At 64.6% G+C, this 14,547-nt stretch carries 13 protein-coding genes; 4 read left to right on the plus strand and 9 right to left on the minus strand.

Annotation, left to right across the window (positions count from 1 at the left end):
• The first annotated feature begins 726 nt into the window (after positions 1 to 726).
• The 4 genes from L0984_RS04240 (at position 727) to L0984_RS04255 (ending at position 3,675) form a co-directional block, all read left to right on the plus strand.
• Positions 727 to 960 (plus strand): hypothetical protein, encoded by a 234-nt coding sequence (locus L0984_RS04240; protein ID WP_234192478.1) that lies wholly within the window; start codon positions 727 to 729, stop codon positions 958 to 960.
• 203 nt (positions 961 to 1,163) lie between these two features.
• A complete protein-coding gene (locus tag L0984_RS04245) occupies positions 1,164 to 2,093 on the plus strand; it encodes a DUF4238 domain-containing protein (protein ID WP_234192479.1) in 930 nt (309 codons plus the stop codon).
• A 250-nt stretch (positions 2,094 to 2,343) separates the two neighbouring features.
• Entirely contained in the window at positions 2,344 to 3,039 is a 696-nt protein-coding gene (locus tag L0984_RS04250) for a DUF2711 family protein (protein WP_234192480.1), read from the plus strand.
• A gap of 201 nt (positions 3,040 to 3,240) precedes the next feature.
• A complete protein-coding gene (locus L0984_RS04255; RefSeq protein WP_234192481.1) occupies positions 3,241 to 3,675 on the plus strand; it encodes a DUF7832 domain-containing protein in 435 nt (144 codons plus the stop codon).
• A gap of 404 nt (positions 3,676 to 4,079) precedes the next feature.
• Here the strand turns inward: L0984_RS04255 and L0984_RS04260 are convergent, their stop codons facing one another.
• From L0984_RS04260 to L0984_RS04300, 9 genes are all read right to left on the minus strand, one after another.
• Positions 4,080 to 4,958, minus strand: a complete 879-nt coding sequence (locus L0984_RS04260) for an alpha/beta fold hydrolase (RefSeq protein ID WP_234192482.1) — start codon at positions 4,956 to 4,958, stop codon at positions 4,080 to 4,082.
• Positions 4,955 to 6,019 carry a branched-chain amino acid ABC transporter permease gene (locus tag L0984_RS04265; protein WP_234192483.1) on the minus strand — a complete coding sequence of 355 codons (1,065 nt, stop codon included), beginning with the start codon at positions 6,017 to 6,019 and terminating at the stop codon, positions 4,955 to 4,957. The genes L0984_RS04260 and L0984_RS04265 overlap by 4 nt, the downstream gene beginning before the upstream one ends.
• Positions 6,020 to 6,037: 18 nt before the next feature.
• Positions 6,038 to 7,030, minus strand: coding sequence for a branched-chain amino acid ABC transporter permease (locus tag L0984_RS04270; RefSeq protein ID WP_017760611.1), 993 nt, complete (start codon positions 7,028 to 7,030; stop codon positions 6,038 to 6,040).
• A complete protein-coding gene (locus L0984_RS04275; RefSeq protein WP_234192484.1) occupies positions 7,027 to 7,752 on the minus strand; it encodes an ABC transporter ATP-binding protein in 726 nt (241 codons plus the stop codon). The genes L0984_RS04270 and L0984_RS04275 overlap by 4 nt, the downstream gene beginning before the upstream one ends.
• Entirely contained in the window at positions 7,749 to 8,513 is a 765-nt protein-coding gene (locus L0984_RS04280) for an ABC transporter ATP-binding protein (RefSeq protein WP_234192485.1), read from the minus strand. Before L0984_RS04280 ends, L0984_RS04275 begins: the two co-directional genes overlap by 4 nt.
• 20 nt (positions 8,514 to 8,533) lie before the next feature.
• Positions 8,534 to 9,988 (minus strand): extracellular catalytic domain type 2 short-chain-length polyhydroxyalkanoate depolymerase, encoded by a 1,455-nt coding sequence (locus L0984_RS04285; RefSeq protein WP_234192486.1) that lies wholly within the window; start codon positions 9,986 to 9,988, stop codon positions 8,534 to 8,536.
• 239 nt (positions 9,989 to 10,227) lie between these two features.
• Entirely contained in the window at positions 10,228 to 11,412 is a 1,185-nt protein-coding gene (locus tag L0984_RS04290) for a substrate-binding domain-containing protein (protein ID WP_234192487.1), read from the minus strand.
• Positions 11,413 to 11,563: 151 nt separating this feature from the next.
• Positions 11,564 to 13,099, minus strand: a complete 1,536-nt coding sequence (locus L0984_RS04295; RefSeq protein WP_234192488.1) for a sigma-54 interaction domain-containing protein — start codon at positions 13,097 to 13,099, stop codon at positions 11,564 to 11,566.
• Between the two features lie 27 nt (positions 13,100 to 13,126).
• Positions 13,127 to 14,533 (minus strand): DUF2130 domain-containing protein, encoded by a 1,407-nt coding sequence (locus tag L0984_RS04300; RefSeq protein ID WP_234192489.1) that lies wholly within the window; start codon positions 14,531 to 14,533, stop codon positions 13,127 to 13,129.
• Positions 14,534 to 14,547 lie beyond the last annotated feature (14 nt).

Consider the following 14,547-nt stretch of genomic DNA (forward strand, 5'->3'; position numbering starts at 1 on the left):
CGAAGTGCAGGCCCTCAACCCGCAGTTGAATGACCTCGCTAACTCTAAAGCCAGTGCTGCAAGGCAATCCACCAGCCGATACTCCCCTTGAACCGGCAAGCACAGCGCGAACATCTTCCTCGCTGAGAGCGGCACGTACACGCCGGTGGCGCCGCGGGTCGCCAGTCCCCCTCCGTCCCATGCAGTTCGACAGGTGTCGCAGCCGATGGAATCGGGTGAATGATCTCGCCCGAGACCCGCAGGTGTTCTCGATCCGCAAGCTGTAGTGGATCAACGCAGACGATCTAGCAAATGGTCCGGCCGCAACGGCCGCAACGGCCGGAACAACTGGCATCATCGGTGCGCTCCAGGCGGACAGCTGACCTCGGCGAGTTGGTTGCTCGTGTGCCGCTTTTGTCGGAAATTTAATGCTGTAAGAATTCAGTAAAATGGGGGGAATCTGATGACGCATCAACGGCTTACAGTGAGAAAAGCATGCCGGTCTAGGGCGCGGTGCGTCTGCTTAGCAGGCAGCTGAAATACTGGCTTCGAGTCAAAAATATGGACCAAAACAAGGGTGCCTGCCCCCTTGCCCACCTCGAAAAAATCGCTTGTAGCTCGTTCTATGCGGCCGAAGACTTCCCGGCACAGGGCACTAGGGAGTATTTCAGCAGCCTGTTAGGCGGCATTAGCTGTCTCCCGAGAACACGTTAGGCTTTTCACAAATCACCAACCTAGAGGATAGAAATGTCTCAAGAACTGCAGTTCGTTCAAAGCTTGATCCTAGTAGGCGCCAATGTCATTCTTGACGCTCGAAAGTGGTCAGTCGATTCAGTACGTAGTCTTTTGCTTTCGGCCAAGAGCAGCGGCGCGACCATTACGATCCGCAACGCAACGGCGTGGTGGAATGCAAACCACAATGACGTTCACAGCCTGAGCATCGTGGGCAAGAATTCTCTAGTTCTTGACTTCACAGCTTGAGCGCCTGGACACGTTTAGTGCAACGCGAGGAACTGTTGGTGTAAAGCACCTTGAACACCTTCCACTACGCGCCCCAGCCTAACTGTCGGTTCAACGCGGACGCCAACACTGGCCATGGCTTCGCCATTTTCGTGGCCAGCGTTGGTGCCCTCAGCGCTTCGCGCTCCGGCGCCGGTTAACCTGGGCGTTAGGCCTTTAGCGACATGCGCACCTTCCAGAAATCCGCCCATCCGAAGCATCGTCATCACTATGTGTGGAGGCAATATCTTCGCGCTTGGGCCAAATCGGAAAAAATATGGTGCTTGACCAACCGTGCCACTGCAAACCCAAATCTAATGAACATAGCTCAAGAGCGAGACTTCTACAAATTTCGCCATCTTGATCAAGCGGATATAGATTTCGTGCGAAAACTCGTTGTAGAGCAGGCAATTCCTGGTCTACGCCCACTTCACGAACGCACACTTAATCAGTATCTCAATGCGCAGCATGCACTTGTCAAATCCGAGTCTACCTGCGGCCAAATCGAGAGCATCGACCATGCCGCAAAAATACTAGAGTGCAACTACCTCGAAGATTGGCATACCGAAATTGAGGCCAGAGCTATTATACATTTGGCTTGCTTGCAGGAGGGCGATGCCACCTTCTATCAAAACAGTGACGCATGCATCGATTTTGCGACCTTCATGGCCGCACAGCACCTAAGGACGCAGAAGCATCGCGACGCAGTAGTTCATCCGAAATCACCTATTGACCCAAACAGAATTCGCAGAACGTGGCCATTGGTATCGCAGATGCTGGTAACAAACATCGCGTGGTTTATGTACGCAAACCGTCACGAGCAGCCACTGCGCGTCATTCACAATGCTACAGGCACCAGCTTTCTCATTGCTGATCAGCCAGTACTCAACACACTGGCAAATCCCGAAGCTCCTGATACGCCACCGACTCACTCTGCGCTCTACTACCCGGTCTCTCCTGCAAAGGCTATTCTCATTGGCAACGATCTCGAAATCGGGAACAGTCTTCACATTCAAGCCTCTACTCAACTTGTGAGATCGTTAAACAGAAGGGTCATTGCAAACGCTCACCGCCATGTGTTTGCTGAGACAGAAGAAGAGTTGCTTATTGCATGAAGATGAGTGCTGGCGAAAATATGAATTGCTTCCGGTCCATCACCAGCCTAGATTCAAGCATCAAGAGCAACACCGCTAAGGTTGGTGAGTTCTCAACGCCCCCTCCTTCGCGCCCCAGCCTAACTCGGCGTTCAATGCGGACGCCAATACAGGCCATGCCTTCGGCATTTTCATTGCCTGTATTGGTGCCCTCCGCACTTCCTGCTCCGGCGTCGTTCAACTAGGGCGTTAGGCGCCATCAACCCCACCCATGACCGCTCGCGTCCTTCCTGAACCGGATCTCTACGCAGTCTGTCCCAATGAAGGGCCGATCTTGCCCTTCTATCAAGGCGCATTTGAAGCGGTCTATGTGCTGCTTCACCCGTTCATTCGACCCCTAGCAACATCAGCGGAGCACTTTCGGAACGATGACTCCATTGATCGCGCCACCATCCTCCGCACCTGCGAGCCAGTCACGTGGGCAGAGGTTCAGCGGCTCACGGGCTTCAATTCTTTAGCTGAGATTGATGTTGCCCTGCGAACGCAGATTGCCGGCCTGAGAGAGGAGTTCTCCAATCGAGCTCTGGCAACAAGATTGCGAAAGAGCATTGAACCCGTTGGACTTGTGGAGCCGAGCGAAGGTCGGTTCTCCGATCTCTCTCATAACAAGGTGTTGTCCTTCATCCAGCAACTTGGCTACGAGTGGGTTTGGATAGGCGATGAGCACTGCACCGAGCGGAAACTTCGCTGGATCGAAGATTTGAAAGATCCGTCCTCGACCGCAACGCAGGGAAACTGCAGCGTTTTCACACCCAACAAGAAGGTTCTTTGGACCACGCACTGGGACAGTCACTTCTCGTTCCTCTGCGGTTCGAAGGACGTGATCGCCAAACTTGCCAAGCGCCCAGAACTGGAAGGCTTCGAGTGCAGCGCGAATACGGAGGTGCATTGGAGCGTGTGCGGGTGACGCCTAACCCCTCGCTCAAACTGACCCGCTACGGCTTGCGTTGTAAGCCGCGGTCCGCGGTACTCTGTACATTCTCGCGAACCGGGCTTACAACACATGCCTCCGCGGCCAGCTTAGCTCGAACGTTAGGCACTTCAAGCTCAACCGCCGCAAAAAACGCAGGCCTCACGCTGCAGCCACAACACTAGGAAACCAGAGAACATGAAATACGACGACGCTTCTTGGCACTATGGCGGCAAATTCCCTGCGGACTTACCCCCGGAGGCGGGAGCGACTCACACGGGGATGTATCTCACGTGGGCGCTGCTCAGCGGAATGGCTGGCAACATTCACATTGAGGAAATGCCAAAGAGCTTGTTTTGCCTTCGCGCTCGGGAGAAAACTCCTGGAGCATTTTTCTTAGCAATGTGTGACGGCAAGTTCACGGATGAAGACTTGAACGAACTGGGTAACTTATTTACTTCTGAGTACTTCGACTTCGAAACCGGGCGCTACCTCGCCGACTACGAATCCACCTTGGCGCAAGGCCTACCAGAGCTCTACTATGTCCAAGACTCGTGGGCGAACTATGAGCGACTTGCACCAGTTCTCGACGCGCGCTTTAACGAGTGGAAGAAAAGCAGAGGCATATCTTGAAGGTGGCGCTAACAAATCCAGTGCCTAACTGGGCGGTCAAGCGGACGCCAACAAGGCCCATGGCTTCGCCATTTTTATGGGCCTTGTTGGTGCCCTCCACTCGCTTCGCTCCTTCCGGCGCCGCTTACCTTGGGCGTTGGGCAAAGGCCACATGAACCTGAAAACCGCAGGGAAAACAGTCTGTGTGTTGGCTGGTGAGGTCTTCATGGTTCCCACAGGCCGACCCCACGCAGTAGCCGCTGGAAGTCAAGGAACACTGGTAATCATCGACCACTGACGCCAACCCTGCCATCGAAAGGACGTCCCCCGGCAAGCCGGGTCACGCCTCTCGTATCAAACGTTGCGTCCCATAAGGGAGGCAAGGACACGCTTGCGACCCCGCCCCGCGCCCGGCCCCAGCCGAACTAAGGCGCAGCACGCAGGAAGGCCGCGACGGGCACCAGTTGCTCAGGCACGTTCAGCGCAGGCGCGTGCCCGCAACCCGGCACCTCCAGCACCGTCAGCCGCCGCGCCGCGCCCGGACCGCGGTGGCGCATCGCCTCGACCGTATCGGGCAGCACCAGGTCCGACTCGGCGCCGCGCAGGATCATCACCGGCACCTCGATGGCGTCGTAATGCGGCCAGATGAGGTAGTCGTCGTCATGCACGGTGAACTGGCGCACCATGGCCGGGTCGTAGTGCGGCGTGACGCGGCCGTCGGGCAGGCGGCGGGTCGAGGTCTCCGTCATGCGCCGCCATTGCGCATCGCTGAGCCAGCCGTAGGGCTTGTAGACGGTCCGCAGAAAACCTTCGAGCTCGGTCACCGTCTCGAAGGCCGGCGGGCTGCCCGCGTAGGCCTTGATGCGCTCGATGGCCGCGGCCGCCAGTTGTGGCGCGTTGTCGTTGAGCACCAGCGCCGCGATGCGTTGCTTCATGGCCGGGACCACGAGGCCGGAGGCGCAGACCGTGCCGATGGCACCGCCCATGGAGGTGCCCACCCAGTGCACGCGCGCCAGCCCCAGGTGCTCGCACAGCGCGTCGGCGATGCGGGCATAGAAGGCCAACTGGTATTCCTCGTCCGGCAGCGGGCTCCACTGGCTGAGGCCGCGGCCCAGCGTGTCGGGGCAGATCACCCGCCAGCCCTCGGCCACCAGGTGCGCCGCCAGCTCGTCCATGTCGCGGCCGGTGCGCGCCAGGCCGTGCCAGGCGATCACGGCCGGCGCGGCGGGGTCGCCCCAGTCCATCCAGTGGATCTCGCGGCCGACCAGCCGGGCGTAGTGGGAGGTGGGAAGAGTGACGCTCATTTCGCGCTCCTGCTGCGCAGCTTGCCGACGATGCCGGTGGGGAAGTAGTAGACCGAGAGCACGAAGAGCACGCCCAGCCACAGCAGCCAGCGGTCGGGCGAGAGCACGGCCGACAGCCAGGGCAGCCCGCTCGCCGCCTCGCTGCCCAGGCGCAGCAGATCCTGCAGGTAGCTCTGCGCCACCACGAAGAGCACCGCGCCGATGGCCGCGCCGCAGATGGTGCCCATGCCGCCGATCACCACGATCAGCAGCACATCGACCATGATCTCGAAGCTGAGCGAGGTGTCCGGCCCGTTGTAGCGCAGCCAGATCGCCAGCATGGCGCCGGCCAGCGTGGCGAACAGCGCCGACAGCACGGCCGACAGCGTGCGGAACACCACCACGCGATAGCCGATGGCCTCGGCCCGGAACTCGTTCTCGCGGATGGCCTGCAGCACGCGGCCGAAGGGCGAGTTGACGATGCGCAGCAGCGCCAGCACCAGCACCACGGCCATCACGAAGAGCAGGTAGTAGCACAACAGCCGGCCGTCGAGCGAGACGCCGAGGAAGGGCTCTTCGCTGAACTCGAAGCTGGGCGAGATGAGTTCGGGCAGCTTGAAGGTGAGCCCGTCCTCGCCGCCGGTGAAGTCCGACAGCTGCGAGGCCAGCGTCTGGAAGGCCGAGGCCACCGCCAGCGTGATCATGGCGAAGAAGATGGCCCGCACCCGCAGCGAGAAGAGGCCCACGGCCAGCGCCAGTACCAGCGAGACCGCCAGCGCGCACAGCACGCCGACGATCACCGCGTCCCAGCCCGCGCCCATGCGCGTGGCCGCGATGGCCACCCCATAGGCGCCGATGCCGAAGAACATGGTGTGGGCGAAGCTCACGATGCCGGTGTAGCCCAGCAGCAGGTCGAAGCTGGCCACCAGCACGATGAAGACCAGGATCTTGGCCGCCACGTTGAGCGCCTTGACGCCCGGGAACAGGAAGGGCGCGAAGGCCAGTCCCAGCAGCACCGCCAGCAGCAGCACCGCCAGCACCTTGCTGCGCGGCAGGTCGTTGGAGAGAAGGCGTCGAAGCATGATCGGTCCCCTCCTCTTTCAGCGACTGCCCGCCACGGGGTACACGCCCTGTGGCCGCCACAGCAGGATCGCCACCATCAGCGCGATGTTCGAGAACAGCGCCACCTTCGGCGCGACGAAGCCGGTGTAGTTGGCCATCAGCCCCACCAGCAGTGCGCCGATCAGCGCGCCGGTGGTCGAGCCCAGCCCGCCGATGATGATGACGATGAAGATCAGCACGTTGACCTGCGCCCCCATCTGCGGGATCACGTTCTGCTGGTACAGGCCCCACATCACGCCCCCCAGCCCGGCCAGCGCGCTGCCCGCCACGAAGATGCCGATGAAGAGCACGCGAATGCGGTAGCCGAGGGACTCGACCATCTCGCGGTCCTGCACACCGGCGCGGATCAAGAGGCCGATCTTGGTGCGGGCCAGCGTCCAGGCCAGCAGGCCGAAGACCAGCGCGCCGACGATCACCGCGAGCACGCGGTACTTCTCCACCGCCGCATCGCCCCACAGCCAGGAGCCGCGCAGGCCCTCGGGCAGCGGCAGCGGGATCTGCGCCGGGCCCCAGATGACCTTGATGAGTTCCTCACCGATGATCATGCCGCCCATGGTGATGAGGATCTGCTTCAGGTGCTGGCCGTAGACCGGCCGCACGATGAAGCGCTCGAAGGCCAGGCCCACCGCGCCAGCCACCAGCATGGCGACCACCATGGCCGGCAGCACCGCCACCAGGTTGGTGAGGATGGAGGTGGACTGCGTCCAGTCGCCCATGGCGCCCAGCACGCTGGTGGCCACGAAGGCACCCAGGGCGATGAACACGCCATGGCCGAAGTTCAGCACGTCCATCAGCCCGAAGACCAGCGTGAGGCCCGAGGCGATGATGAACACGATCATGCCCATGGCCAGGCCGGCGATGGTGAGCGTGAGCCAGGTGGAGGGCGAGCCCACCAGCGGCAGGGCCACAAGCGCGAGCGCGGGCACCAGCAGCAGCGGCTTCCAGTCGATGTCTTTGGCGAGGGTCGTCATAGGGCCAGTCCCAGCAGGCGCTGCTGCAGTTGCGTGTCGGCCGAGAACTCGGCCATGCCGCCGGCGTGCACCACGCAGCCGTTGTCCATCACGGCGACGGTGTCGCCCAGGCGTTGGGCGAAATGGATGTTCTGCTCCACCAGCAGGATGGTCACCCCGCTGGCCTTGAGCTCGGCGAAGGCGTCGATCATGTTGTTGATGATGGCCGGCGCCAGGCCCTTGCTGGGCTCGTCGATGATGAGCAGCTCGCGCGGCTCGACGATGGCGCGGGAGACGGCCAGCATCTGCTTCTGGCCGCCGGAGAGCTTGCCGGCGGGGTGGTTCCAGAACTTCTCCACCGCGGGGAAGAGTCGGAAGATCCACTTCAGGCGCGCCTCGTCCATGTCCTGCGCGCGGCGGGCGCCGCGGGCGGCCAGCAGCATGTTCTCCTTGACGGTGAGGTCCGCGAAGATGCCCATGGTCTCGGGCACGTAGGCGATGCCCAGGTCGGCGATCTGCGGCGTGGGCAGGTTGGCGATGCTCTTGCCGCCGAACTGCACGCGGCCCTGCGCCACCTTCCACAGGCCCATGATCGTGCGCAGCGTGGTGGTCTTGCCGGCGCCGTTGCGGCCGAGCAGCATGGTGAGCTGGCCCTTGGGCACCACCAGGTCCACGCCGTGGAGGATGTGGTACGCGCCGATGTGGGTGTGCACGCCTTCGAGCGTGAGCAATGCGTCGTTCATGCCGCCTCCTTCGCCACGCCCAGGTAGGCTTCCTGCACCACGGGCGAGGCGATCACCTCGGCCGGCTCGCCGTCGGCCACCAGCGTGCCGTTGTGCAGCACGATGATGCGGTCGGCCAGCTCGCGCACCACGTCCATCTTGTGCTCGACCAGCAGGATGGTCTTGGTTTGGTCCTGCTTGAGCCGGCGGATCAGATCGAGGATGACCGGCGCCTCGGCCGCGTTCATGCCCGCCGTGGGCTCGTCGAACATGAACACCTGCGGCTCCAGCGCCATCAGCAGCGCCACTTCCAGCTTGCGCTGGTCGCCGTGCGGCAGGCTGGCCACCACGTCATGCTCGCGGGCCTTGAGGTTGGTCTCGGCCAGCAGCGCATCGGCGCGCTCGGTCAGCGCCCGGTGGTCGCTCCAGATGCTCCAGAGGTTGAGGCCGCGCCGGTGCCCGCCCTCGTGCGCGGCCTGCACCGCCAGGCGCACGTTCTCCAGCACCGTGAGGTTGGGGAACAGGTTGGTCAGCTGGAAGGCGCGGCCGAGGCCGGCGCGGGTGCGCGCCGAGGCCGGCAGCCCCGACAGGTCGCGGCCGTTCAGCAGCACCTTGCCCTCGGTGGCCTTGAGCTGGCCCGAGACCAGGTTGAAGTAGGTGGTCTTGCCCGCCCCGTTGGGGCCGACGATGGCCGTCAGCGTGCCCGGCGCGAAGCGGCAGCTGACGGCATTCACCGCCACATGCCCGCCGAAGCGGATGGTGAGGTTCTGGGTTTCAAGCAATTGCGGATGTCCTGGCGCGTTCAGTAGCAGGTGCCGACCTCGTAGTAGCCGGCGGCGGTCTTCTTCAGGGTGGTCTCGATGTAGATGTTCCACAGCCCCATGCCCTGGTTGGAGCCGTAGGCATAGGTGAAGCCGTAGAGCGCATAGGCCCGCGCGGCCATCGTGTGGCTGTAGTTGTCGGTGGTGGTGCACACGGGCGTCATGCCGGTGGTGCTGGCGGTGGCCGTGGCCGAGGCGGCGCCGCGGGCGCCGGCGGCATTCACCGCGCGCACCGTCCAGCCGTAGCTGCTGCCGGCGACGAGGTCGCCATCGGTGTAGCTGGTGCCGGTGAGCGGCGTGGCGTTGCGCCGGCCGCCGTTGCGGTAGACCACATAGCCCGCCGCACCCGGCACGGCGGACCAGCTCAGCTTCATGGTGCTGGCCGTCGCGGCCGAAGCCGTCAGGCCGCCCGGTGCCGCGAGCGCCGCCGTCGCCGTGCCGCCCGACAGATGCTTGACCATGGCCTGGATGGCGGCCATCTGCGGGCCGGCCTTCTTCGCATAGTCCGGGCTGTCATAGCCCCACCAGTCCCAGCAACCGTTGGTGGCCGTCACGCCGGTCTGCGGGTAGAGCACCACGATGTTGTTGGTGTCGGCCCAGCGGTTGTAGCCGGTGTTGCGCACGTACTGCTGGCCGATCTGCGCCGTGTTCTGCTTGCAGCCATGCAGCGCCACATGCAGCCGGCAGGTGGCGCTGCCGCTGGCACAGGCCGCCGGCACATAGGCCCAGCCGGTCTGCGCCATGGCATGGCCGCCGACGAAGCCGCGCTGGTCGAACTCGACGAAGCTGCCGCCCAGCGTGCCCACGTTGCGCGGATTGAGTTGGCCATAGAGCTGCTGCAGCAGCGCGCCGGCCAGGTCGAAGTTGCAATCGTCGATGTACGGGTCGCCCTTGACCGAGCAGGCGCTGCCGTAGTCGTCCGTCACGAAAGAATGCTCGGCCGCCAGGTCCTTTTTGTAGGCGATGTTGGCCACGGGCACGAAGGCGCCGTAGTAGCTGCGCAGGTCGTCCATCACGGCCGTCTTGACCACGCTGTCGAGCGTGCCCGAGAACAGGTAGAGCCGGCTGGCCCCGAGGTTGGTCACCGGGTCGATGGCACCGCTCGCGGCCCAGCTGTTGGTGGTGGCCACCAGGCTGCTGACCGGGATGCTGGTGTCGTGCGCCATGCAACGGCCGGTGGCGTAGACCACCGAGCCTTCCGCGCAGTAGTACGGCCCGCCCGCCACCACACCCGCCCCCTTCTTGAACGTGGCCGAATAGGCCACGTGCAGCTGCACGGCCATGTAGCCGCCCGAGGAGACGCCCGACACGCTGACCTGCGCCGGGTCGATGTTCAGCTCCGGCAGCGGCACGGCCGCTGCCGCCGCGCCGGCCAGCAGCCAGGCCGACACGAGCACACCGGCGGCGCGCCTGAGGGGCGCGGTGAACTTCTGCATGGTGGTTCTCCTGGCTGGGAAAAAAGCCGTCAGGCGGTGGCCAAGCGGTGCGGGGACACCCACGGGACCGGCTTGCCTGTCCTGAGCCTGTCGAAGGATCGAAGGGCTCGCGCCCAGGCTTCGACAAGCTCAGCCCGAACGGTCGGTGGTTGACAAGCTCAGCCCGAACGGCCGGTGGCTGACAGGCTCAGCCCGAACGGCCTGTGGTTGACTGGCCTGGCTCGGGCTCAGGCGGCCCCTTATCTCTTGTTGCGGATCGGGATGTCCATCTCGGACGGCTTGATCTCATGCACCAGCTCCGGCACGCCCCACGCAAAGGCCGGGTCCACCTTGATCTTGAAGTGGTACATGCTCTGCAACGCCTGGTGGTCTTCCTTGCGGAAGGTCATGGTGCCCTTGGGCGTGTCGAAGCTCATGCCTTCCATGGTGCTGATGAGCTTGTTGGTGCCGGTGTCGCCGCCGGTCTTCTTGAGCGCGGTGACGACGGCCATGGCGGCCGAGAAGCCGCCGGCGGTGAAGAAGTCCGGCGGGCTCTTGAATTCCTTGTAGTGCATGGACACCAGCGCCTCGTTCACCGGGTTCTTCGGGATGCCGAAGTAGTAGTAGGTGGCGCCTTCCATGCCGGGGAAGTTCTTGTAGCTGGCCATGGCCGGCAGGATGTTGCCGCCGGTGGCGATCTCGATGCCGTAGCGCTTCAGGTCCAGGTCGGCGATCTTGAAGGGGTTGCCTGCGCCGGCCCACACGATCCAGATCACCTTGCGGCCGGGCTGGTCCTTGAGCTTGTCGATCAGGCGCTGTGCACCGGCGGTGAAGTCGGTGGTGTTCTGCGGCAGGTATTCCTCATGGACGATCTTGGCCTTCTTGACCGCGTCCTTGAAGGCCTTCACGCCGTCGCGGCCGAAGGCATAGTCCTGGGCCAGGGTGGCGATGGTGGTGCCCGGCTTGTCCAGCGCCACGGCGTTGGAGATGGCGTCCTGGCTCGAATTGCGGCCGGTGCGGAAGATGTACTTGTTCCACTTGTCGCCGGTGATCGAGTCGGCCACGGCGGGCTCGACGATCAGCAGCTTCTTGTATTCCTCGGCCACCGGCAGCATGGCCAGTGCCACGCCCGAAGAGGTGGGGCCGACGGCCAGCGCGGCCTTGTCGTCGGAATAGGCGGCGGCCAGCAGCGACTTGCCCAGGTCGGGCTTGCCCTGGTCGTCCTTCTCGATCACGACGATCTTCTTGCCGTTGACCATCATGGTGCCGCCGGTGGCGTAGTCCAGGCCCATCATCAGGCCGGTCTGGGTCTGCTTGCCGTAGGCCTCCAGCGGGCCGGTCTTGCTGTAGACGTGGGCGATGCGGATCTCGTTGGACTGGGCCCAGGCGGGGGCGGCGATGGCGCCGGCCAGGGCGGCACAGGCGATGAGGTGGCGACGTTGCATGCGGTTGTCTCCTTGTGACGGATGCCTGGATATTGCACACGCCGTGCCAGCGCATCAAGGCCTTATTGATCAAAGACTTGCCGCATACATCGCCATCGATTGCCTGAAATCAATACAGGCTGAATTGTCTATTCCTCAGACAGTTGTTTGCTCACTGCTCAGGGTTTTCCAGGCGTCCATAGAGGGTCGCCCGCGAGATGCCCAGCAGCCGCGCCGCCTTGAGCTTGTTGCCCGCCGTGTGGGCCATGGCCGCGTCGATCGCGCGACGCTCCAGCTGGGCCACCTGCTCGGCCAGCGGGCGCAGCAGCCCGCTGCCAGGCGCATCGGCCGCGGCTTCCGCAGGTAAAGGCTCCGGCGCCGCGGCCGGCGCCACCTCGCCTACGCCGGCCTCGCGCAGGATGCGTGTGAGCTGCGCGGCATCCACCCGCTGCGCGTCGCTGCGCATGGCCACCTGCTCCAGCACGTTGCGCAGCTCGCGGATGTTGCCGCGCCAGTGCTGGCCGGCCAGCAGCGCCAGCGCATCGGGCAGCAGTTCGGGCGGGGCATCGCCGGTGCGCTGGGCCACCTCGTCGCCCAGCGCCTCCACCAGCGCCGGGATGTCGCTGCGCCGCGCACGCAGCGGCGGCACGCGGATGGGCAGCACGTTGAGGCGGTAGTACAGGTCTTCGCGAAAGCGTCCCTGCGCCACCAGCGCCGGCAGGTCGCGCGAGGTGGCGGCGATCACCCGCGCATCGAAGGCCACCAGCTTGTTGGAGCCCAGCGGCTCGATCTCGCCCTCCTGCAGCGCGCGCAGCAGCTTGGCCTGCAGCGTGAGCGGCATGTCGCCGATCTCGTCCAGGAACAGCGTGCCGCCGTCGGCGAACTTGAACTTGCCCTCGCGGCCGCGCCGGTCCGCGCCGGTGAAGGCGCCGGGCGCGAAGCCGAAGAACTCGGCCTCCAGCAGCGTGTCGGGCACGGCCGCGATGTTGACGCTGACGAAGGGCCCGGCCGCCCGGGCCGATGCACCGTGGATGGCATGGGCCAGCAGCTCCTTGCCCGTGCCCGTCTCGCCCAGCAGCAGCACCGGGCTGCTCGACTGGGCCGCGCGCCGCGCATGGCGCTTGACTTCCACGGCCGCCGGGCTGCTGCCGATGAAGCTGGCGAAGCTGTACTTGGCCTGACGCGGCAGCCCGCCCTCCAGGCCATTGCGGGCCGCGCGGCTGGCCTGGCTGGCCAGCTCGCGCCGGGCCTCGTCCAGGTCGCGCTGCAGCAGCGCGAACTTGGCCACCAGCGGCTGCAGCGTGGTCTGCGGATGGTCGAAGAGCACGATGCCGATGGCGCCGATCACCGGCCCCGTGCCGTCGTCGTGCTCCTCGCGCAGCGGCAGGCGGCTCACGACGAAGGTGCCGGCCTTGTTGGTCAGCAGGTCCACCAGCACCGGCTCGCCGGTCTCCAGCACGCGGCGCATCTGGGTGTTGGGGATCACCTCCTCCACCATGTGGCCCACGAACTGGTCCACCCCATCGAAACCCAGCGCGGGCAGGAAGCGGCGATAGCCCTCGTTGACCCACACGATGCGGCCACTGCGGTCGATCAGGAACATCCCCTGGCTGATGCTGGAGAAGAGCTGGAACATCGAGCGCGCCGCCAGCGCCAGGATGCCCTGGGCATCCTGCGGCAGCGTGGGGTCGGAGGGAGCGGCAGACATGGCGCGCGATCGTAGCGGCGCCATGGCCTATTCGTCGGTGCCGCCCGCGTCCTTGAGCTCGGCGAACTTCGCCGCCATGGTCGGGTTGCCGCGCGTCAGCTTCTTGATCGTCAGGTCCTCGGCCTTGTCGTTGGCCAGGCGCAGGTTGTTGGCCGACTTGTAGAGCGCGTCCTTGGTCTTCTCCAGGTCCTTGATCGCCTCGTCGATGCGCTTGACCGCTTCCTCGAAACCATCGGAGGCCAGGCGCCAGTTGCGGCCGAAGGCGGTCTTGAAGTCGTCCAGCTGCGTCTCGAAGCGGGTGATGTCGAGGTTCTGCGCCTTGACCAGCGCCAGTTCCGACTTGTAGGCCAGCGCCTTGGTGGCCGCATTGCGCAGCAGCGTGACCATGGGCAGGAAGAACTGCGGCCGCACCACGTACATCTTCGGGTAGCGGTGGAACACGTCGACGATGCCCGTGTTGTAGAGCTCGCTCTCGGGCTCCAGCAGCGAGACCAGCACCGCGTATTCGCAGCCCTTCTCGGTGCGGTCCTTGTCCAGCTCGCGGAAGAAGTCCTCGTTCTTCTTGCGCGTGGCGGTGGCGTCGCTCTCGTTCTTCATCTCGAACATGATCGAGACGATCTCGGTGCCGTCCTCGTCGAGGTCGCGGAAGATGTAGTCGCCCTTGCTGCCGGTGCGGGCGTCGTTGTCCTTCTCGAAGTAGGCACGCGGGAAGGCGGTGGCGCGGATGCGGTTGAACTCGGTCTCGCAGTGCTGCTCCAGCGTCTCGCCCACCATCTTGGTGGACAGCCGCGCCTTCATGTCGCGCAGGCGCTCGATGGCGTCGTCGCGGTCGCGGATCTGCGTCTCGTACTTGTCCTTGAGCATCTGCTCGGCCACCTGCTTCTCGAGCGCCACGCGCTCCAGGTTGTTGCGCAGGGCGTCGCGCTCCTTCTCGACCGCGCCGACGGCCTCGGTGACGGCCAGCCGCTGCGCCATGCCGCCGGCGTCGAGGCGGGACTTCAGCGCCTGGATCTCGGCGTCCTTGGCCGCCGCGGCCTTCTGCACTTCGCTCGCGAGCCGCGCCTCGGCCAGGCGGGCCGCGGATTCGCGATCCTGCCGGGCCTGCGCCAGTTCGTGGGCCAGTTGGTCGCGCTCACGTTCGATGCTGCCAAGCGCCTCGTTCACCGCGAGCCGGCGCGCCACCTCGCCGGCGTCGAGCTTCGCCTTGAGCGCAAGGATCTCGGCCTCGCGGGCCGCGGCCTTCTTCTCCAGCTCGCTGGCGAGCTGGGCCCGCGCCAGTTCGACTGCACTGCGCTTGTCCTGCTCGGCCAGTTCCAGCCGCTCGTGCAGTTGGCGGTCGAAGTCGCTGTCGCGCACCTGCTTGAGGATGTCCGCGTAGCCGGACTCGTCGATCTTGAAGGCCTTGCCGCAGTGGGGGCACTTGATGTCTTGCATGCGGGCGATCCTAG

The sequence above is a fragment of the Pseudacidovorax sp. NFM-22 genome, assembly GCF_021401245.1.
Lineage (GTDB): Bacteria > Pseudomonadota > Gammaproteobacteria > Burkholderiales > Burkholderiaceae_C > Xenophilus.

What these genes read in the sequence shown, in the direction of transcription:
- L0984_RS04240 (WP_234192478.1), top strand. Translation starts at nt 727, where the DNA reads ATGTCTCAAGAACTGCAGTTCGTTCAAAGCTTGATCCTAGTAGGCGCC.
- L0984_RS04245 (WP_234192479.1), top strand. Translation starts at nt 1,164, where the DNA reads ATGCGCACCTTCCAGAAATCCGCCCATCCGAAGCATCGTCATCACTAT.
- L0984_RS04250 (WP_234192480.1), top strand. Translation starts at nt 2,344, where the DNA reads ATGACCGCTCGCGTCCTTCCTGAACCGGATCTCTACGCAGTCTGTCCC.
- L0984_RS04255 (WP_234192481.1), top strand. Translation starts at nt 3,241, where the DNA reads ATGAAATACGACGACGCTTCTTGGCACTATGGCGGCAAATTCCCTGCG.
- L0984_RS04260 (WP_234192482.1), bottom strand. Translation starts at nt 4,958, where the DNA reads ATGAGCGTCACTCTTCCCACCTCCCACTACGCCCGGCTGGTCGGCCGC.
- L0984_RS04265 (WP_234192483.1), bottom strand. Translation starts at nt 6,019, where the DNA reads ATGCTTCGACGCCTTCTCTCCAACGACCTGCCGCGCAGCAAGGTGCTG.
- L0984_RS04270 (WP_017760611.1), bottom strand. Translation starts at nt 7,030, where the DNA reads ATGACGACCCTCGCCAAAGACATCGACTGGAAGCCGCTGCTGCTGGTG.
- L0984_RS04275 (WP_234192484.1), bottom strand. Translation starts at nt 7,752, where the DNA reads ATGAACGACGCATTGCTCACGCTCGAAGGCGTGCACACCCACATCGGC.
- L0984_RS04285 (WP_234192486.1), bottom strand. Translation starts at nt 9,988, where the DNA reads ATGCAGAAGTTCACCGCGCCCCTCAGGCGCGCCGCCGGTGTGCTCGTG.
- L0984_RS04290 (WP_234192487.1), bottom strand. Translation starts at nt 11,412, where the DNA reads ATGCAACGTCGCCACCTCATCGCCTGTGCCGCCCTGGCCGGCGCCATC.
- L0984_RS04295 (WP_234192488.1), bottom strand. Translation starts at nt 13,099, where the DNA reads ATGTCTGCCGCTCCCTCCGACCCCACGCTGCCGCAGGATGCCCAGGGC.
- L0984_RS04300 (WP_234192489.1), bottom strand. Translation starts at nt 14,533, where the DNA reads ATGCAAGACATCAAGTGCCCCCACTGCGGCAAGGCCTTCAAGATCGAC.